Origin of the sequence: Actinomadura sp. 3N407 (genome assembly GCF_052245875.1) — a bacterium.
Lineage (GTDB): Bacteria > Actinomycetota > Actinomycetes > Streptosporangiales > Streptosporangiaceae > Spirillospora.
Genome location: NZ_JBQQBP010000001.1, coordinates 847,642 through 865,206, shown reverse-complemented (window position 1 = coordinate 865,206; position 17,565 = coordinate 847,642). Strand labels below are relative to the sequence as shown.

The following is a 17,565-nucleotide window of genomic DNA, read 5'->3' as shown; positions in this document are numbered from 1 at the left end:
CTGTCCGACGAAGAGATCGCCGAGGTCGTCGGCCACGTCGCGCTCAACGTTTTCACGAACTACTTCAACAAGGCCGCCGGCACCGACATCGACTGGCCGGTCGTCCGCCACTGACCGCCCGCCGGGTACGGCGGTCGCAGCCGCCGTACCCGGTCACCTCCGGGAGCGACCATGACCATTGAACTGGACGTGAAGGGGCCGAGGGCGGACCCGGGCACCGGCCGCGCCCGCCGTACCGGCGACCGGGCGGCGTGGTCGGGGCTGGCGGCGATGACGGTGTCGTTCGGCCTGAACTTCTCGGCGGGCGTCTTCTTCGCCCCGGCCGCCGCCGCGTACGGGATGGACGCCACCGCGCTGGCGGTGGCCGCGGCGTTGAGCACCGCGCTGACCGGGCTGCTGCAGCCGGTCATCGGCACCCTGCTGGACCGGATCGGCGCCCGCGCGGTGCTGCTGGCCGGGCTGGTGTTCATGGCGGCCTGCTACCTCGCGCTGTCGGTCGTCCAGGAGACCTGGCAGTTCGTGGTGGTCTACCTGGTGCTGGGCGGGATCGGTTTCGCCGCCTCGTCCAGCCTGGCCCTGACCACCCTGATCGGCCGGCTCCGCGGCGAGCGGGCCGGTCCGTCGCTGGCGCGCGCCTCCACCGGGATCAACCTGGGGCAGCTGCTGGTCCCGTGGGCGGCGACCGCCCTGTTCGAGCCGGTCGGCGTCCGCGCCACCTACGCTCTGCTCGGCGCGGCCGGGCTCGCCGTCACGGTCGTGCTGGCGGCCGCGCTGCCCAAGGACCGGTTCCAGGCGTCGGCGGCCGGGCGCGAAAGCCTGCGCGGACGCACGCGGATGCTGATCTCCTTCGGGCTGCACTCGGCCACGCTGTACGTGATGGTGCTGCTGCTGCCCAAGCACGCCGTCGGGCTGGGCTGGTCGGCCGCCGACGCGGGCCGGCTGGTCGCGGTCGCCGCCGTCGCCGCCGGGATCGCCTCGGCGGTCAGCGCCCGGCTGCTGCGCCGCCACCGCCCCGAGACGCTGCTGCGGATCCTGCACGCCGTGCGCGCCGTGTCGCTGGGCCTGGCCGCCGTGGTGAGCGAAGGTCCCGCGCTGGTCGCGGTCGCGGTGCTGTTCGGCGTCGCGTCCTTCCCGGTGATCCCGCTGACCATGGCCGTGGTCTCCCGCGGCCTGGACCGCTCCCGGATGGGCCGCACGCTGGCCCCCGCCTGGCTGGTCCACCAGCTGTCGGCCGCCGCCGGACTGGCCGTCGCCACCGCGCTGCACGCCGTCTCCGGCGACTACCGGGCCTATTTCGCCCTCGGCCTGCTGCTCAGCACCGCCGCGGCGGCGCTGGTCTCGCCCGGCCGCCGGGAAACCGTTTCCACCAACTGACAGGAGTAGACCGAAATGACCGTCCACCCGATCCGCCACGCCACTGTCGAGATCCAGGGGCTGCCCGTCTTCTACCGGGAGGCCGGAGACCCGGCCGACCCCACGCTCGTCCTGCTGCACGGCTTCCCCAGCAGCTCGGCCATGTACCGCGACCTCATCGCCGAACTGGCCGACGGCTACCACTTGATCGCGCCCGACCACATCGGCTTCGGCCAGTCGGCGATGCCGCCGGTGGACGAGTTCGAGTACGGCTTCGAGAACCTCACCGAGGTCACCCTCGCGCTACTCGACGAGCTGGGCGTGGACCGGTTCGCCCTCTACATCCAGGACTACGGCGCTCCCATCGGACTGCGCATCGCCAGCCGCCACCCCGGCCGGGTCACCGCCATCGTCAGCCAGAGCGGCAACGCCTACATGGAGGGCTTCACCCCGTTCTGGGACGTGCTGTTCGCCCACGCCGAGGACCGAGCCGCCCACGAGCCCGCCGTCCGCGAACTGCTGACCGCCGAGGCCACGCACTGGCAGCACACCCACGGCGTCCCCGCCGAAATGCTGGATCGCGTCAGCCCGGACGCCTGGGTCCTCGACCAGGCGTACCTGGACCGCCCGGGCAACAAGGAGATCCAGCTCCAGCTCTTCTGGGACTACCAGTTCAACCTGGACGGCTACCCCGCCTTCCAGGAGTACTTCCGCACCCACCGGCCACCCGTCCTGGTCGCCTGGGGCCAGAACGACGAGATCTTCGGCCCGGACGGTGCCAAGGCCTTCGCCCGCGACCTGCCCGACGCCGAGATCCACCTCCTCGACGCCGGCCACTTCGCCCTCGCGACCCACGGCCACGAGATCGCCGGCCTGGTCCGCGACTTCCTCGGACGCACGGTCACCGCGGCCTGACCACCGATCCCACCGCCTCCGGTGCGGCGGAGCTGAGCTGCTGGTGACCTTGGGGGACGGGTTTCCCGCTGGCGCGCACATCCTGCAGGTGACGGCGGACGGTGCGCCGGCCGCCGGTGTAGCCGCCTTTCGCGGATCTCGTCGAACGGCCGGGCAGCATCCGTGCAGCCCTGGTTCCACCGCTCGTGCAGGTAGGGCAGGAACGGGTCGACGCGTGATCCGCGCCGTCCGCCCTGGGCGGGCGCCAGGTCCCCGGGGTGGCGGCGTGGGCGTAGCGGCGCACGGTCTTGCGATCCAGGCCGAGCGTTTCAGCGATCGCGGAGATCCCCACGCCCTTGGCCAGCAGCTCGTGCACCGCCGCGTGCGCAGCAAGTGGATCAGGACACACCGACGTCATCGCTGTCGGCCTCGTGAACGCCGCCGGCGTCCTCTTCGGCGTCGACGTCGCGCCGAATCTCGCGGGCCTTCGCCGCCCGGCGAGGCGACGCAGCCGCTTCCAGAACGTCCTTGGGCCAGACGCGACCGCCCATCAAGGCCAGGGCGCCGGGTAGGAGCACGCCGCGCACGAGAGTGGCGTCGAGCACGATCGCCATCGCAAGACCCACGCCGAGTTGCTTCATCTCGATCGTGGACAGCGTCGCGAAGATCGCGAAGACCGCCACCATGATGACCGCCGCGCTGGTCACGACCCCGGCAGAGTGGACGACGCCTTGACGGATCGCCTCCCGGGGGGCGGCGCCGGCTCGCAGCGCGTCCTGGATCCTGCTGAGGACGAACACGTGGTAGTCCATGGACAGGCCGAAGAGCACCACGAAGAGGATCAGCGGGATCCAGGACACGATGGCGCCGGTGGAGTTGAAGTCGAGCAGCCCCTCGGCCCAGTCGTTCTGGAATACGAGGACCAAGATTCCGTAGGCGGCACCGACCGAGATCAGGTTCAGCAGGCCCGTGATCAGCGCGATCCATACCGAACGGAATGCGATCACCATCACGATCAGGCAGAACAACACGACGAAGCCGACGACCCACGGCAGGCGCTCTCGCTGCACCTTGGAGAAGTCAGCGTCGAAGGCCACCGCGCCGCCCACCGACCATTCAGCGCCTCTGACCTGCCCCACGGCGCCGGGCGCCAGGTCCCGGCGCACCTCGGCGAGCGTGTCGCGGGCGGCCTGCTCCGCCCCTGTTCCTCTTGGGCCTGCCGGTCCTGGTCGTTGCGATGCGAGCGGCGGGACGAATCACCGTTCTCTCGGACCGCCGGCTCTCCCGGGAACTTGGCGTGCCTCCGGCGGACATCGATCCACCGCCACCCTTGCGGACACTGCTGAGAGGACGCTGGGGTTGGCAGAACCTGGCGTTTTCGTTGCTCGCGGCCGCCTGGAGCAGCGGCACCGGAGCCCTGCTCTTGAGCGCGTTCTCCTTTGGGGCCGCGTTGATGACCCTGCCGATCCTGATTCCCGTGCTCGGGGCGGACTCGGCCACGTTCGCCGGAGTACCGGCGAGCCCGGCGACCACGATCCCGGGAACGGTTCTCGGGTTGGCGCTCATCGCCGCCGCACTGGCCGGGGCAAGGCCGTTGATCCATCTCGAGGCCACGCTGATGGCGCGTGTACGCGACCCGGCCGACGCGCAACGGCTGCTACGGCAGCGAATCACCACCCTGGAGACAACGCGTTCGCTGATGGTGGACGCCGCCGAAGCCGAGCGCCGGCGGATCGAACGGGATCTGCATGATGGGGCCCAGCAGCGTCTGCTGGCTGTCACGATCGCGATCAGCAGAGCCCACAAGCAGCTCGCCCGCGATCCGGACAAGTCCGAGGAACTGCTCACTGAGGCGCATGGGGACGCCCGCGCGGCGATCGAGGAGCTACGGAGCATAGCTCGCAGCGCCCACCCGCCCGTGCTCAGCGAACGCGGCCTGCCACCGGCGGTGACCAGCATGGCCCGGCGTTGCCCCGTGCCGGTACGGCTCGAGATCGGGTTCGAGGATCGTCCGTCTCGGCGTGCGGAGGCGGTCGCCTATTAACGTGACGTCGCCGGCGACACACTGAAGATCACCACGGTCTGTCACTACACCATCGGCCATTGCCGAGTGGACTACGACATCAAAGTGCCTCGCCGGACAATGATCGACGCGAGCCTCGCGTTCGGTCGGGCCGACCTCAAGGGATTGTCCGGCGTGGTGGACCTGAAGGTCTTGATCGGGTCGGCCACTCTCTCCGATCTCGACGGGCCTGTCACCGTCAGGACCCTCCACGATGAGCTCCAGGCCGCCGACATCCGCGGCCCCACGTTCAGAGCCCGCTCCGGTGGTGGCGGCATCCCGGGTGGAGGCCGATGTCCAGGAGCGAGCGGCGCTCGACCGCGAGGCTGTCAGGAGCGACCGGACTGTGACCATCACGATCGCCTGCGCCTCACTGACGCCGGCGTCCCGCTCACCGCGATCGCCGTCGGCACCGTCGGCCTCACTGGATTCGTCCTCACCTGGGTCTGCCTGACAATGATCAACCTCGGATACGCATCGCGACCCCGCCGGCACTGACTGCGCGCCCGCTCCGCGGAGAAGGCGGCGCTGCCGCCGCCGGGTTTGTACGGCACGTCCCGCCACGGAGAGCCGGCCCGCACCCGCCACCGGATCCCATCGATGACCTGCCGCCTACTCCGGTGCGTGTCGAGCGTCTACCTCCGTCCGCAGAAGGTGTCGGCGACCGTCTTCTGGATCGCCTCGCCGATCTTCATGTAGGCGGACCCGGAGTTCTCGCGCAGGGTGACCGAGATGGTGATGTGCCGTCCGTCCTCGGAGTGCATGGACTGGGTCATGTATCCGTGGAGCCCGCCGTCCTTGCCCCATACCGACACCCCGCACGGCAGCGGGAGCTTCAGCAGCCCCAGGCCGTCGGCGCTGCCGTCCGGCAACGTGAACGGCACCGTGGTCTTCATGGCTTTGAGCTGGGCGGGCGGTAGCAGCCTGCCGCCCAGCAGTGCGGCGAAGAACCGGTTGAGGTCACCGGTGGTCGAGATCATCTCACCGGCCGCCCAGGCCCACGACGCGTTGAGGCGGGTGATGTCCACCGGGCGGGTCGTGCCGTCCTCGGTGACCTGGATGTAGCCGTGCGCGTGCGGCCCCGGGATCGAGGTCCGCGTCCCGGGCAGGGAGGTGTCGTCGAGCCCCAGCGGCCGGATGATCCGCCGGCGAACCTCCTCGGCGTACGAACGGCCCGTGACCTTCTCGATGATCAGTCCGGCCAGCACGTAGTTGGTGTTGGAGTAACGCGAGCCGGTACCCGGCGGGAAGAGCGGAGGAAGGCTCACGCCGATCTGCGCCAGCGTCCGCGGGGCGTAGTCGGTGAACCGCATCCGGTCGAGGAAGTCCTGCCCTTCGAGCGGGAACTCTTCGGAGTCCTCCAGGTATTCACGGATTCCGGAGGTGTGGTTGAGCAGTTGCCGGACCGTGATGTTCTCTCCGTTCGGCACCAGGGCGGGCAGATACCGCTCGACCGGATCGTCCAGCCCGACCTTGTTCTCGGCGACCAGTTGCATGACGACGGTCGCGGTGAACGTCTTGGTGGTGGAGCCGATCCGGAACAGCCCCTGCCGCGGTACCGGCCGCCCTCCCTTCAGCCGGGCCGTGCCGCTGGTACCGCGCCACGTTCGATGCTTGCCGATCGCTTCGGCCTGGACGCCGACCGCGCCCGCCGAGACGATTCCGTCCAGCGATCGCTGCAGATCCGTCCGGGTTCCCGCCTCGGCCGCCGTCACCGTCCCGCCGGTGACAGCGGCCGCCGCCGCGAGGGAGAGGAGCGCGCGGATGCCGGTCTTCCGCACGAGCATGGGAGCCTCCTGAGGTCGCACGATTTCTTGTGGTGAAACCGTGCCGCGCCGACCGCCGCGGCCGCCTCCCCCGCCGGAGGTGACCCGTCACAGCGAGATCACCCGCCAGACCTAGACCGTCCTCGTCCGTCCGGACGGGCCGTGCGGCGCCCGGCAGGACGCACCGCTACGGCCCTTGGTACGCGGCTTCCACAGCCGGGTGAGCGGCCGGCGATCGATGCGCCGGCACGGAACCCGGCCGCGGCGGCCCTCCCGATGTCGGCTTTCCTTTCGTGCAGCTCGACGCCACGGCCGGCCGCATGACCGATCACAGCGCGGTGGCCAGCTCGTCGAGCGTCGTGGTGAGCACGTCGATGCCCTTCAGGTACTCGCCTATCTCGATGTGCTCGTCGTCGGCGTGGTCCAGGGAGCCGTCGCCCGGGCCGTACGCCGCCATGGGCACGTTCCAGTGGGGCGCCACGGTGTTCATGTCGGAGGTGCCCGTCTTGACGGTCGGCCGGGGTGTCCCGCCGTGCCGCCGGATGGCCGCCGTGACCGCGCGCACGACCGGGTCCGAGCGGGCGCGGCGCACCGCGGGGACGTGCCGGACGACGGTGACCTCGCCGCCGTTCGCGCGGAGGCGCAGCCGCTCGGCCAGGGCCCCGGCGTCGAACCCGGGCGGGATCCGGCAGTCGATGTCGAGCCTGGCCTCGGTCGGGTCACCGTGGATTCCGCGCAGGGTGGCGGCGGGACGGCCGAACGCGCCGTGGTCGCGGTCGGGGCCGAGAGCCTCCAGCAGGTCGTGCCAGAAGGCCACCGCGACCTCGCCGGCCTTGGCGACGGGGTTGGTGGAGTGGGTCGCGGGGCGGGTCACCCGGTACCCGATGTCGATCTTGCCCTTGTAGCCGAGCACCACCCGGGACCAGCCGCTCGGCTCGCCGATGAGCAGCGCGTCGGGCGGCGGGACCGTACGTGCCAGATGCTCGCCGCCCCGGGAGAGCCGTTCCTCCTCGACCGCCCCGGCGACCCGGATCGTCCCGGGGAACGACGGCCGGGCCGCCGCCGCACTGATCATCGCCGCGAGCGGTCCCTTGGCGTCGGCGGCCCCCCGGCCGGCCAGCCGGTCTCGGTCCCGCCGCACCGGCAGCGGCCGGTCGACGGTGTCGAGATGGCTCAGGAGCATCACCACCGGGCCGTTCCCGGCCCCGATGTCGCCGATCACGTTGCCGGCCTCGTCGCGGCGGGCGGCCATGCCGAGGTCGTTCATGGCCTTTTCCAGGAAGCGCGCCAGCTCGTCCTCCCGGCCGGAAGGCGAGGGGATGGACAGCATGGCGTGCAGGAGGTCGACGGGTGCGCTCATGTGATCTCCAGTTTCGTGCCGGCGCCGTCCAGGGCGGCGGTGACCGGACGGGGTACCCGCCCATCGGAGACCGACACCCTGGAGACGCCGGCGAGCAGGGCCTCGCGGGCGGCGATGAGCTTGCGATGCATGCCGCCGCCCACCGCGTGCGGCATCGGGCCGCCGGGAGGCAGCACGCAGTGGTCCAGCAGCGTGTCCTCGTCCGAGGCGTCCCGCAGCAGGCCCGGCGCCGCGGTGAGGAGGACGAGCCGTTCGGCGCCGAGCGCGCCCGCCACCGCCGCCGCGACCCGGTCGGCGTCCACGTTCACGGGCGCGCCGTCCTCGCCGATGGCGGGCGGTGACACCACCGGGACGAACCCGGCGCCGAGCAGCGCGAGCAGCAGCCGGGGCCGGACGCCGGTGAGGCGGCCGCTGTGATCGTCCCGGACGATGACGGTGCGGCCGTCCCGCACGGTGCGCTGCGCGGTCTTGCGCCGCGCCCGCAGCAGCCCGCCGTCGAGGCCCGTCAGCCCGGCGGCCGGGACGCCGGCCGCCGCCAAGGCGCGCACCAGCCGCGGTTTGACCCGGCCGGTGAGGGCGAGGGTGACCGCGTCGAGCATGGGCGGATCGGTGTGGCGGCTGGTCACGCCGCTGGGCGACACGAGGGTGCGGGGAGGTACGCCCAGCTCGTGGGCGAGCCGGTCGATCTCGGCGCCGCCACCGTGGACGAGGACCACCCGCCCGGCGAGACCGGCCAGGTCTGCGCACACCGCCTCGGCGGGGACCGCGCCGCCGCATTTGACCACGGTGACGCCCATCAGATCGGGTGCAGGCCGGGGAACCCCAGGCCCAGGGTCTCGGGCTGGCCGGTGCGGATGTTGAGGCACTGCACCGCGGCTCCCGCACCGCCCTTCACGAGGTTGTCCAGCGCGCCGATCGCCGTGATCCGGTCGCCGTCCACCGCGAAGCCGACGTCGCAGTAGTTGGAGCCGGACAGCAGCTTCGGATCGGGCAGCCGGTGCGTGCCCGTGCGGTGCGCGACGACCCGGACGAACGGCTCGGAGGCGTAGCGCTCGCGGTAGGCCCGGCGGAGCGTCTTCTCGGTGGCCGCACCGGTGGCGTGGCAGACGACCTGCACACCGCGCACGGCCTCGACGCCGGTGGCGGTCATCCGCGCGTTCAGCCGGGTCAGCCGCGACACCTCCGTCTCGTGGCGGTGCCGCACCGGGGCGAACACCCGCATCGCCCCGCTGCGTTCGGCGTGCAGGTTGGCGTTCCCGGCGAGCGCGCCCGACCCGCTCGATCCCGTGCGGGCGTCGATCTGGACGTCCGGGCCGATCAGCCCGGTCAGGGGGAGCAGCGCGAGGATCGACGCGGTGGCCGTGCACCCGGGCACGCTGATGAGGTCGGCCTTGGCCAGCTCGGCGCGGAACATCTCGGGAACGCCGGGAACGAACTCGCCGAGCAGCTCGGGCGCGACGTGCGGGACGCCGTAGTACCGCTCGTAGACGGCGGGGTCCGGGGTCCGGAAGTCGCCCGACAGGTCGATGACCGTCCCGGCCCGTCCCCTCACCTCGGGCAGCAGGGTCATGGTGGCCTTGTGCGGGGTGGCCATCAGGAGGACGTCGCAGGCGTCCAGGTCGTCCGGCGCGCTGAACGGCAGGTCGGTCCGGGCCCGGAGGTTGGGGTGGACGGAGTCGACGCGGCGGCCGGGAAAGCGGGTCGAGACCGCCTGGGCGACCACCGTCCCCGGATGGCCGATGAGCAGCCGCAGCAGCTCGCCGCCCAGGTACCCGGCGGCGCCCATGACGCTGACCCGGATCACGCCGTCTCCAGGACGTGGGAGACGATCGCGTCCGCGACGTCCACGGCCTCACCGTGCGCGTCCTGGAACCCGTGGAACTCGACGTTGTGGTTGACCTCCAGCACGAGCGGCCCCTCGGGCCCCTCGATCAGGTCGACGCCCAGCACCCCGCCGCCCACCGCCCGCGCGGCGCGGATCGCCGGCTCGGTCAGCTCGGGCGTGAGCGGGCACGGCGCGGAGCGGGCGCCCCGCGCGGTGTTGGTGCGCCAGCCGTCCGAGTAGCGGTACGTCGCGCCCACCACCGTGCCGCCGGTCAAGATCACCCGGATGTCACGGCCCGGCTTGTCGACCAGTTCCTGCAGGTAGACGATGTGCTGCAGCGGTGAGGGCAGGGCGGCCCGGTGCTCCAGGACGGTCTCGGCCGTCGCCCGGTCGTGCACCGCCGCGGCCAGCCGTCCCCAGGACCCCGTCACCGGTTTGATCACGACGGGGAAGCCCAGCCGCTCGGCGGCCTCGGCGCCCTCCTCCGGCGTGAGCGCGACCGCGGTGCGGGGGGCGGGCACCCCGGCGCGTTCCAGCTCCAGCGAGGTGCGCAGCTTGTCGCCGCAGACGGTGATCACATCCGACCGGTTGACCGTCGGCACGCCGCGGGCCTCCAGGAGCAGCGACGCGTAGAGGCCGCGGCTCTGGGAGATCTCCCGGTTGAGCGCCGCCGCGTATCCGGGCCCGCCGCCCGCCGCCGTCCCGCCGCCCAGTTCGGCGCCGAACCGGCGGGTGTCCACGTGCGCGTACGGAACCCCGCGGCGCTCCAGCGCGGCGAAGATGCGCTTCTCCTCGTACCGCACCCGGGAGGCCAGCACGGCCACCGGCCTCACTCGCCCCAGTCCTCCTCGATCTCGGGGGCGAGCGCGAGGGTCACCGGGTCCAGGCCGACCACCTCCAGTTCGCTGGAGCAGTCGGCGCACTGCGCGATCTCGCTCAGCCGGACCGGCTCGGCGAGCTCGACCGGGCCCTCACACTCGGGACAGGCCTGGGTCATGTCTGCCACCTCCATGGGTTCCGCTGGTCAGGTTCAGTGCCGCGGCGACGACCGCGCCGGCCGTGATGCCGTACCGGTCGAGCAGGTCGTCCTGGTTCCCCGCCCCCTCGGCGAACGCGTCGGGCATGCCGATCCGGGAAACGCGGGCGGGCGCGTGCTCGGCCAGGGTCTCGGCGACGGCGCCGCCGAGGCCGCCGGAGCGCCAGTGCTCCTCGACGGTGACGACGCCCGCGGCGCCCTCGGCCGCCGCCACCACGGACGCCACGTCGAACGGGCGCAGCGTGTGCAGGTTGAGCACGGCGGCCTGAACGCCGTGCTCCTCCAGCCGGTCGGCGGCGCGCGTCGCCGCCAGCACCGGATGCGGCCCGCAGGCGATGATCGCCACGTCCCCGCCGGGCCGGACCCACTGCGCCCTCCCGATCTCGAACGGGCCGCCGTCCAGGTCGGGGGTGGCAGAGCGGCCGAGCCGGATGTAGACGGGCCCGGGCGGTGCCACGCTCTGCCGGACCGCCTCGCCCGCCTGCCGCGCGTCGCCCGGGACGACCACGGTGAAGCCGGGCAGCGTCCGCATCACGGCCAGGTCCTCCAGCGCGTGGTGGGTCGGGCCGAGGTGTCCCGCGGCCAGCCCGCCGTGCGTGGCCACGATGCGGACGGGCAGCGCGTTGTACGCGATGTCGATCTTGATGGCCTCCAGCGCCCGGGTGGCGGCGAAGGTCGCCATCGCGGTGACGAACGGCACGTTCCCGCTGGCGGCCAGGCCCGCGGCCGTGCCCATCAGGCTGTGCTCGGCGATGCCGAGGTTGAGGTAGCGGCCGGCGACGGCGGCGAAGGCCTCCGCGTCGAACAGCCCGGTATCGCTGTCCAGGCAGTACAGCCGGTCGTCGGCGCGCATCAGTTCCGGCAGCAGGTCGCGGTACACCTCCCGCGCGGACCGCGGGCGGGCGGCGGGGTCGTCGCCCGTCATGAGACGGCCCGCCTGCGCCGGGCGCGCAGCACGGCGAGGGACCGTTCGGCCTGGCGGCCGCTCAGCCTCGCGTAGTGGCTCCGGGTCGTGGCCTCGATCGACGGCAGCCCCCGTCCCTTGACGGTGTGCGCGATGACCGCCACCGGACGCCCTTCCTCACCGTCGCGGGTGAGCGCCTCGCGCAGCGCGCCGAAGTCGTGGCCGTCCACCTCGCGCACCGACCAGCCGAAGCTGCGCCAGCGCGCCGCCAGCGGCTCCAGGCCGATCGCGTCCTCCGTGGGGCCGGTGATCTGCAGGTCGTTGCGGTCGACGACGGCCGTCAGGTTGCCAAGCCGGAGCGCGGCGGAGGCCATGGCGGCCTCCCAGACCGCGCCTTCCTGCAGCTCCCCGTCGCCCATGACGGCGAAGCAGCGGCGGTCCGGGTCGGCGAGCGCGAACCCGTTGGTGAGGGCGAGCCCGTGGCCGAGGGATCCGGTCGGCATCTCCACCCCGGGCACCGCACGGGTCGGGTGGCCCATCAGCCTGCTGCCCGGCCGGGCGTACTCCGCCAGCTCCGCGACGGGGAAGAAGCCGCGTTCGGCCAGCACGGCGTACAGGCAGATGGCGCCGTGGCCCTTGCTGAGGACGAGGATGTCGCGGCCCGGCGCGCCGGGCCGGCACGGGTCGATCCGCATCACCTCGAAGTAGAGGACGGTGAGGACCTCGACCAGCGACATCGACCCGCCGAGATGACCGCCCTCCGGCCCGGCGCACATCCCCACGATGTGCTCGCGTACCCGGTGGGCGATCTCCGGCAGGTCCGCCGGCGGATCCATCGGTGCCGGCCCGTCCATCAGCGCCGGCCCGGAAGGGAGGTCAGCACGAAATGCCCCGGCAGATGCACGGCGAGCCCCTCGCGGATCTCGGCCACGAGCGTGTCCCCGTCCAGCCGGATCGTCGAGGAGCGGCGGTCCAGCAGGGTCGCGGCGGCGGTGAAGTCGCCGACGAGGGCCGTCCCCGAGGGCACCATGCGGGTCCGGCTGACCTTGACGCCCTGGACGGCGAGCCGTTCCAGGAAGGCGCCGTCCGCCACGAGCGGCCACCAGTCGTCGGGGTGCATGACGATCCCGTCGGCCGACCCGCCGTACCACTCGCACAGCGCCGCCGTCGCCAGCAGCGCGGCGGCGACCGACTCGTCCGCGGCGTCCGGACGGCGCCGCAGGCCCGGGGAACGCAGCAGGCCGCGAATCGGGCCGGTCTCCCCGTGGGGGGACGACCCCCCACACCCCCCGGCAACCATGCCCGTCTCCCTGTGGGGGGACGACCCCCCACACCCCCCGGCAACCACGCCTGTTCCATTGAGCAGGACGTCGTTCTCCACCGTGCCGAGCCGCACGAGCAGGCGGTAGTCGACGAACGCGGCCAGCGCGGCCGGGTCGGCGAGGATCTCCCCGGGGACCGGCACCGACGCCCTGATCGTCTGCGTCTTCACCGTCCGCGCGCCCACCTCGAACTCCCATTCCGGGGCGGCGGCGTCCGGTGAGGTGTTCTCGGCCCGCTCGGTGAAGACGGTGACCTCGTCGGTGTCCACGACGGCCTTGCGGAGCAGGTGCCTGACGGTGAGGCGGGGACGGCGCTTCGCCGGGGGGAACAGGTCACTGATGGAGGCCCGCAGCGCGACCGAGGCGTCCGGTCCGTGCCGGGCGTGGGCGAGGGCGAACTCCTCGCCCGGGCTGCGCCGGGTCAGCTCCGGGTCGTCCAGCATCATGCGCACGTCCGACACGGGTCACACTCCCAGGGAACGGCCGCCGTCGACGACCTGGACGGTGCCGGTGACAAAGCTCGCGCGGGCGCTCAGCAGGAACACCGCCGCCGCCGCGACCTCCTCGGGGCGGGCCACCCGGCCGAGCGGGATGCCCGCCTGCCGCGCCACCCGGGCGGTCTCCGCCTCGGGTTCGCCGGTGAGCCCGGACAGCAGCGCGTCCGTCGCGGTGTATCCGGGGGCGAGGACGTTGACGGTGATGTCCCCGGGGCCCAGCTCGTGGACCAGCGTCTTGGCGTAGCCGGCCAGCCCGGACCGTGCGATGCCCGACAGCGCGAACGCGGGGATGATGTCGCGGATCGTCTCGCTGGTGACCATCAGGATCCGTCCCCAGCCCGCCTCGCGCACATGCGGCAGCGCCGCCTGGACGAGAGCGATGTGGGAGATCATGCCCAGCTCGACCGCGTCGCGATAGTCGTCCGGGCCGAACGCGCCGGTCGGTCCCGCGGGCGGCCCCCCGGCGTTGGTGACCATGATGTGCGCGGCGCCGTGCTCGGCCGCGGTGTCGTCGACCCAGGCGCGTGCGGCCCCGGTGTCGCGCACGTCCAGCGCGCGGGTGCCGACCCGCGCGCCGAGGTCCGCGCGGATCGCGTCGCGGGCCTCGGCCAGCCGGCCCGAGTCGCGGCCCGCGATCGACACCGTGGCCCCCTCGCGGACCAGGTCGCGGGCGATCGCGAGGCCGATGCCCGCGGAGCCGCCCGCGACCAGGGCCACCTTTCCGGTCAGTCCGAGGTCCACGTCACGCCCTTCTCTCGTAGCCGTACCGGCGCAGCAGCGGGAGCGCCGGCAGCGTGGCCGCGAAACGCTGGTGACGCGGCAGCGCGGTGTGCCATCTGCGGTCCTCCCCGATGGTGATCCGGCCGCGGTCGAAACGGTTCGGGTTGCCGGTGACCGTGTGGTTGCCGGTCAGTTCGACCGTCCCATCGGCGGTGACGGGATTGGGCCCCTCGTGCCCGATCAGCGTCAGGATGCGGTCGACGGCCGCGCGCGGGCCGGCCGCGAGGGCCTCGTATCGGATGCGCAGCGAGTCCGTCCGGTGCGCGCGGCCGACGGCGTCGGCCGCCAGGTTGAAGGCGACCCAGTGCAACGTGCTGTTCAGGGCCGAGCGGTACCCGGTGTACTCCTTGGGCCGCAGCCACGACCAGGCGACCGCGCGCGGGTCACGGACCAGGTGGACGTAGCGGCCCTCGATCCCGGGCAGCGTGGACAGCAGCGCGGCGTCGGAGGCGTACTTGGAGCTGTCGACGATGATCCGCGCGCCGGAGACCCGGGCGATGGCGTGGTAGGCGGCGGCGAGCGTGGCGGGCCAGCCGTTGCGCGGCGGGTCCCGCAGCACCCTCCGGGTATGCCGGGTCCGGTACGCCTCCTGCCACGCGACGACGTCGGCGGCGTGCTCTACGAGGGAGCGCCCGGCCGGCCGGATCTCCTCCAGCACCTTGGACCACACCGGGCATTCACGGTGGGTCACGCCGCACCCGCACCGGCGGTTGCTGCCCGTGCCCAGCACCCCGTTCCGCCAGAGGAAACGTAACTCGCCCACGTGGACGACGCCGGGAGCCTCGGCGAGGACGTCGCCCAACATCGTGCTGCCGCTGCGGCACCAACCGGTGATGTAAAGCACCTTCAAAGGCGACCACGACTCCCCAGGGAACCGGTGCACGTCGGTCAGCCAACATATAAACATGATCTTGCGTAAAACGTAACCATCAAGATAAGAACATGATTGATTCCTCTTTTTGTGACGTCATGACATGACAGACGGAGGGCCGGGATGTCCGGGTTCGCCAACGCGCACGAATACCGCCGGGGCGGCTGGTGGCGGAACGAGACCTTCCTCGACGACCTGCGCCGGCATACGGCGGCACACCCGGACAAGACCGCCGTCGTCGCCCACCGGGCCGGCGGCGGCACCACCGTGCTGACCTACGCCGAGCTGAGCCGGCTGGCCGACCGCTGCGCCGGCGCGCTGGCCGAGCTGGGCCTGCGGCCGGGCGACACCGTGGCCGTCCAGCTCACCAACGGCTGGGAGCTGGCCGCGCTCGCCCTGGGCTGCCTGCGCGCCGGAACCCGGATCTGCCCGCTGCTGACCATCTACCGGCGGCGGGAGCTGGAGGTCATGCTCGACCTCACCGAGGCGCGGGTGCTGATCACCGAGGCGGAGGACGGCGGCGTGGCGCTCGGTGAGCTGGGTCTGCGGCTGGCCGGCGGCCTGCCGTCGCTGGAGCACGTCGTCGTGTCCGGCGGACCGCGACCCGAGGGTGCCCTCGACCTGCACGAACACTTCTTCGACACGCATTGGGAGAAGATCCGCGCCTCGGAACTGGACGGCCGCGAGCGTGACGCGGACGAACCGTACCTGCTGCTGTTCACCTCCGGCACGACCGGCGAGCCCAAGGGCGTGGTGCACACCCAGAACACCCTGTACGCGGCGATCCGCGGCGAGGCCGAGGTGTTCGCGCTGGACGCCTCGGACGTGATCACCATGATCGCCTGGAACACCCACTACACGGGGTTCGTCCGCGGCATGCTGATGCCGCTGTCACTGGGCGGTACCAGCGTGTTCGTGGACTCCCAGGACGGGTCGCCGACGCGCGACCTGCTGGCCGCGCACGGCGTCACCTACGTGTACGCCCCGCCGCCCTACATGCGGTCGCTGGTGGACGCCCAGCGCGAGGCGCCGCGCGACCTCGGCGCGCTGCGCGCGATCGTCAGCGGGTCCGCGCCGATCCCGCCGGTGCTCGTCGAGGAGGTCAAGGAGGTGTTCGGGCTGCGGCTGCACTCGCTGTGGGGCATGTCGGAGAACGGCGCGGTCACCGTCAGCCGTCCCGACGATCCGGACGACTGGGCGGCCCACAGCGACGGCAGCCCGATGTCCGACATGGAGCTGCGCATCGACCCGATCCCCGGCCAGCGTGACGGCTCGGGCGTGCTGTGGGTGCGCGGCCCGACACAGTGCCTGGGGTATCTCAAGCGCCCGGAGCTGTATCAGGCGCTCCTGGACGAGGACGGCTGGTTCAACACCGACGACCTAGCCCGGCCGGACGGCCGGGGCGGTATCCGCATCACCGGCCGGGCCAAGGACACCGTCCTGCGCAAGGGCCTGTTCGTGCCCGACAACGAGCTGGAGCAGGCCATCTGCCGGCATCCGGGCGTCGGCGAGGCGGCGGTGATCGGTCTGCCGGTCCGGCAGGGCGCCGACCAGATCATCTGCGCGGTCGTCGTCCCGGCCGCGGGATCTTCCTCCGTCACTCTGGACGGGATCCGGGAGATGCTGGAGGAGGCGGGGATGACCCCGATCTACTGGCCCGAACGGCTGGAGCTGGTGGACGAGCTGCCCAAGACCGTCACCGGAAAGGTGCAGAAGACGACGCTGCGGGCGCGCCTGACGGCGTGATCCGTCAGAGGCTCCAGCCGGGGCGGCCGGTGATCTCGACCGCGGCGCACGTCCAGGCGAATCCGGCGCCGATCCCGACCAGCAGAACCCGGTCGCCCGGTGCCACCTGGCCGGTCTCGACCAGGTGGGTCAGCCCGGTGAGCTGGTCGGCCGCGCCGACATGGCCGGTGCGGCGGCCCCATTCCCAGGTGGTGCGCTCGACGTCCAGGCCGAGCGGCTCGGCGTACCGGGTCCGCAGCACGTGCAGCCCGACGTTGGGGAAGACGAACCGGCCGATGTCGCCGAGCTTGAGCCCGGCGTCGTCCAGCGTCCGCCCGACCGCCTCGGACAGGCCGGAGGTGGTCCGTGCCGCCACGCTCCCCACCAGCTGCCGCGCGTGAGCGCCGAACGCCTTGCGGCGGGCCCGCACGTCCACCCGGCGGCCGGGGGCCGGGGCGAACTGCTCGTCGCCGCGGTACATGCCCTCAAGCCCGGTGTCCACGACCGTCGAGACCGCCAGCAGCCGGGCGGCTCCCTCCCGGCCGATCACCGCGGCGGCGGCGCCGTCCCCGTAGACGATGCCGCGCACGTCGCCGCGCCACCGGTCGAAGCCGGGGTCCGCGAACCGGTCGGCGGTCGTGACCAGGGCGGACCGGCGGGAGGAGTCGGCGGCCAGATACGAGGCGGCCAGTTCCAGCGCGCCCATGGCGCCGGCGCACATCTGCTGGACGTCCAGCGCGGGCGCGTGCCGGGCGGCGTCCCCGAGGACCTCACGGTGCACGTAGGAAGCGGCCGGCCAGTAGTCGAGGCCCTGGAACCACGCCGAGGCGTGCAGGAGGAGCGCGACATCGGACGGCGGCGTCCGCGCCCGGCCGAGCGCCCGCCGCGCCGCGGCGACGGCCATCTCGGGCGGGGCCTCGTCCGAGGCGACGGTGACGGAGGAGTAGGCGTCGGCGCGCCGGTCGGCCGGGTCATAGCGGCCGTCGTCGACCGCGCCGTCCACGTCCACGGCGCCCGGGAGCCGGTGGGCGAACCCGGCAAGGAACAGACCGTCGCAGCGCATGCGGACCTCCAAGGTGACGGCGGCGAATGAATGACACCCTATGTTGATCTTTGTCGGGGAGCGAGGACCGTTTCCGGCATCGCAGGAGGCGCGGTGAACGACGAAAG

18 protein-coding genes and 1 pseudogene are annotated in these 17,565 nt (G+C 72.7%); 5 read left to right on the top strand and 14 right to left on the bottom strand.

Going from position 1 to position 17,565, the window contains the following annotated elements; translation table 11 throughout:
* The first annotated feature begins 171 nt into the window (after positions 1–171).
* Both ACTWPP_RS04100 and ACTWPP_RS04095 read left to right on the top strand, forming a co-directional pair.
* Positions 172–1,374 carry an MFS transporter gene (locus ACTWPP_RS04100; protein WP_443102695.1) on the top strand — a complete coding sequence of 401 codons (1,203 nt, stop codon included), beginning with the start codon at positions 172–174 and terminating at the stop codon, positions 1,372–1,374.
* 15 nt (positions 1,375–1,389) lie between these two features.
* Entirely contained in the window at positions 1,390–2,268 is an 879-nt protein-coding gene (locus tag ACTWPP_RS04095; RefSeq protein ID WP_443102694.1) for an alpha/beta fold hydrolase, read from the top strand.
* Here the strand turns inward: ACTWPP_RS04095 and ACTWPP_RS04090 are convergent.
* Complete coding sequence (locus ACTWPP_RS04090; protein WP_443102693.1) at positions 2,255–2,623, bottom strand: hypothetical protein; 369 nt, start codon at positions 2,621–2,623, stop codon at positions 2,255–2,257. The genes ACTWPP_RS04095 and ACTWPP_RS04090 overlap by 14 nt on opposite strands.
* A 22-nt stretch (positions 2,624–2,645) precedes the next feature.
* Positions 2,646–3,440, bottom strand: a pseudogene (locus ACTWPP_RS04085) (MMPL family transporter); the annotation flags it as partial.
* Between the two features lie 17 nt (positions 3,441–3,457).
* Between ACTWPP_RS04085 and ACTWPP_RS04080 the strand changes: the two are divergent.
* Entirely contained in the window at positions 3,458–4,291 is an 834-nt protein-coding gene (locus ACTWPP_RS04080) for a histidine kinase (protein WP_443102692.1), read from the top strand.
* A gap of 66 nt (positions 4,292–4,357) precedes the next feature.
* Positions 4,358–4,807: a hypothetical protein gene (locus ACTWPP_RS04075; protein ID WP_443102691.1), complete on the top strand. Its 450-nt coding sequence runs from the start codon at positions 4,358–4,360 to the stop codon at positions 4,805–4,807.
* 137 nt (positions 4,808–4,944) lie between these two features.
* Here the strand turns inward: ACTWPP_RS04075 and ACTWPP_RS04070 are convergent, their stop codons facing one another.
* From ACTWPP_RS04070 to ACTWPP_RS04020, 11 genes are all read right to left on the bottom strand, one after another.
* A complete protein-coding gene (locus ACTWPP_RS04070; RefSeq protein ID WP_443102690.1) occupies positions 4,945–6,096 on the bottom strand; it encodes a serine hydrolase domain-containing protein in 1,152 nt (383 codons plus the stop codon).
* 307 nt (positions 6,097–6,403) lie between these two features.
* A complete protein-coding gene (locus ACTWPP_RS04065) occupies positions 6,404–7,435 on the bottom strand; it encodes a M20/M25/M40 family metallo-hydrolase (RefSeq protein WP_443102689.1) in 1,032 nt (343 codons plus the stop codon).
* Complete coding sequence (locus ACTWPP_RS04060) at positions 7,432–8,232, bottom strand: [LysW]-aminoadipate kinase (protein WP_443102688.1); 801 nt, start codon at positions 8,230–8,232, stop codon at positions 7,432–7,434. Before ACTWPP_RS04060 ends, ACTWPP_RS04065 begins: the two co-directional genes overlap by 4 nt.
* Entirely contained in the window at positions 8,232–9,239 is a 1,008-nt protein-coding gene (gene argC / locus ACTWPP_RS04055; RefSeq protein ID WP_443102687.1) for an N-acetyl-gamma-glutamyl-phosphate reductase, read from the bottom strand. Before argC ends, ACTWPP_RS04060 begins: the two co-directional genes overlap by 1 nt.
* Entirely contained in the window at positions 9,236–10,093 is an 858-nt protein-coding gene (gene lysX, locus ACTWPP_RS04050) for a lysine biosynthesis protein LysX (RefSeq protein WP_443102686.1), read from the bottom strand. Before lysX ends, argC begins: the two co-directional genes overlap by 4 nt.
* On the bottom strand, positions 10,090–10,257 hold the full coding sequence (gene lysW, locus ACTWPP_RS04045; RefSeq protein WP_443102685.1) for a lysine biosynthesis protein LysW: 168 nt from the start codon (positions 10,255–10,257) through the stop codon (positions 10,090–10,092). The genes lysX and lysW overlap by 4 nt, the downstream gene beginning before the upstream one ends.
* Positions 10,232–11,221 (bottom strand): transketolase family protein, encoded by a 990-nt coding sequence (locus tag ACTWPP_RS04040; RefSeq protein ID WP_443102684.1) that lies wholly within the window; start codon positions 11,219–11,221, stop codon positions 10,232–10,234. Before ACTWPP_RS04040 ends, lysW begins: the two co-directional genes overlap by 26 nt.
* The gene (locus ACTWPP_RS04035; protein ID WP_443102683.1) at positions 11,218–12,036 is read right to left on the bottom strand and encodes a transketolase; all 819 of its coding nucleotides are present in this window, start codon (positions 12,034–12,036) and stop codon (positions 11,218–11,220) included. The genes ACTWPP_RS04040 and ACTWPP_RS04035 overlap by 4 nt, the downstream gene beginning before the upstream one ends.
* 17 nt (positions 12,037–12,053) lie before the next feature.
* Entirely contained in the window at positions 12,054–12,983 is a 930-nt protein-coding gene (locus tag ACTWPP_RS04030; RefSeq protein ID WP_443102682.1) for a phage major capsid family protein, read from the bottom strand.
* Positions 12,984–12,986: 3 nt separating this feature from the next.
* Positions 12,987–13,760: an SDR family NAD(P)-dependent oxidoreductase gene (locus ACTWPP_RS04025; RefSeq protein WP_443102681.1), complete on the bottom strand. Its 774-nt coding sequence runs from the start codon at positions 13,758–13,760 to the stop codon at positions 12,987–12,989.
* Between the two features lies 1 nt (position 13,761).
* The gene (locus tag ACTWPP_RS04020) at positions 13,762–14,643 is read right to left on the bottom strand and encodes a sulfotransferase (protein ID WP_443102680.1); all 882 of its coding nucleotides are present in this window, start codon (positions 14,641–14,643) and stop codon (positions 13,762–13,764) included.
* A gap of 150 nt (positions 14,644–14,793) precedes the next feature.
* On the opposite strand from ACTWPP_RS04020, the gene ACTWPP_RS04015 reads away from it, so the two are divergent.
* Positions 14,794–16,416, top strand: a complete 1,623-nt coding sequence (locus tag ACTWPP_RS04015) for an AMP-binding protein (protein ID WP_443102679.1) — start codon at positions 14,794–14,796, stop codon at positions 16,414–16,416.
* 4 nt (positions 16,417–16,420) lie between these two features.
* On the opposite strand, the gene ACTWPP_RS04010 is transcribed toward ACTWPP_RS04015, so the two are convergent.
* Positions 16,421–17,458 (bottom strand): ketoacyl-ACP synthase III family protein, encoded by a 1,038-nt coding sequence (locus tag ACTWPP_RS04010; RefSeq protein WP_443102678.1) that lies wholly within the window; start codon positions 17,456–17,458, stop codon positions 16,421–16,423.
* Positions 17,459–17,565 lie beyond the last annotated feature (107 nt).

What these genes read in the sequence shown, in the direction of transcription:
- ACTWPP_RS04065 (WP_443102689.1), bottom strand. Translation starts at nt 7,435, where the DNA reads ATGAGCGCACCCGTCGACCTCCTGCACGCCATGCTGTCCATCCCCTCG.
- ACTWPP_RS04035 (WP_443102683.1), bottom strand. Translation starts at nt 12,036, where the DNA reads ATGGATCCGCCGGCGGACCTGCCGGAGATCGCCCACCGGGTACGCGAG.
- ACTWPP_RS04095 (WP_443102694.1), top strand. Translation starts at nt 1,390, where the DNA reads ATGACCGTCCACCCGATCCGCCACGCCACTGTCGAGATCCAGGGGCTG.
- ACTWPP_RS04100 (WP_443102695.1), top strand. Translation starts at nt 172, where the DNA reads ATGACCATTGAACTGGACGTGAAGGGGCCGAGGGCGGACCCGGGCACC.
- ACTWPP_RS04070 (WP_443102690.1), bottom strand. Translation starts at nt 6,096, where the DNA reads ATGCTCGTGCGGAAGACCGGCATCCGCGCGCTCCTCTCCCTCGCGGCG.
- ACTWPP_RS04040 (WP_443102684.1), bottom strand. Translation starts at nt 11,221, where the DNA reads ATGACGGGCGACGACCCCGCCGCCCGCCCGCGGTCCGCGCGGGAGGTG.
- ACTWPP_RS04010 (WP_443102678.1), bottom strand. Translation starts at nt 17,458, where the DNA reads ATGCGCTGCGACGGTCTGTTCCTTGCCGGGTTCGCCCACCGGCTCCCG.
- ACTWPP_RS04015 (WP_443102679.1), top strand. Translation starts at nt 14,794, where the DNA reads ATGTCCGGGTTCGCCAACGCGCACGAATACCGCCGGGGCGGCTGGTGG.
- lysW (WP_443102685.1), bottom strand. Translation starts at nt 10,257, where the DNA reads ATGACCCAGGCCTGTCCCGAGTGTGAGGGCCCGGTCGAGCTCGCCGAG.
- ACTWPP_RS04060 (WP_443102688.1), bottom strand. Translation starts at nt 8,232, where the DNA reads ATGGGCGTCACCGTGGTCAAATGCGGCGGCGCGGTCCCCGCCGAGGCG.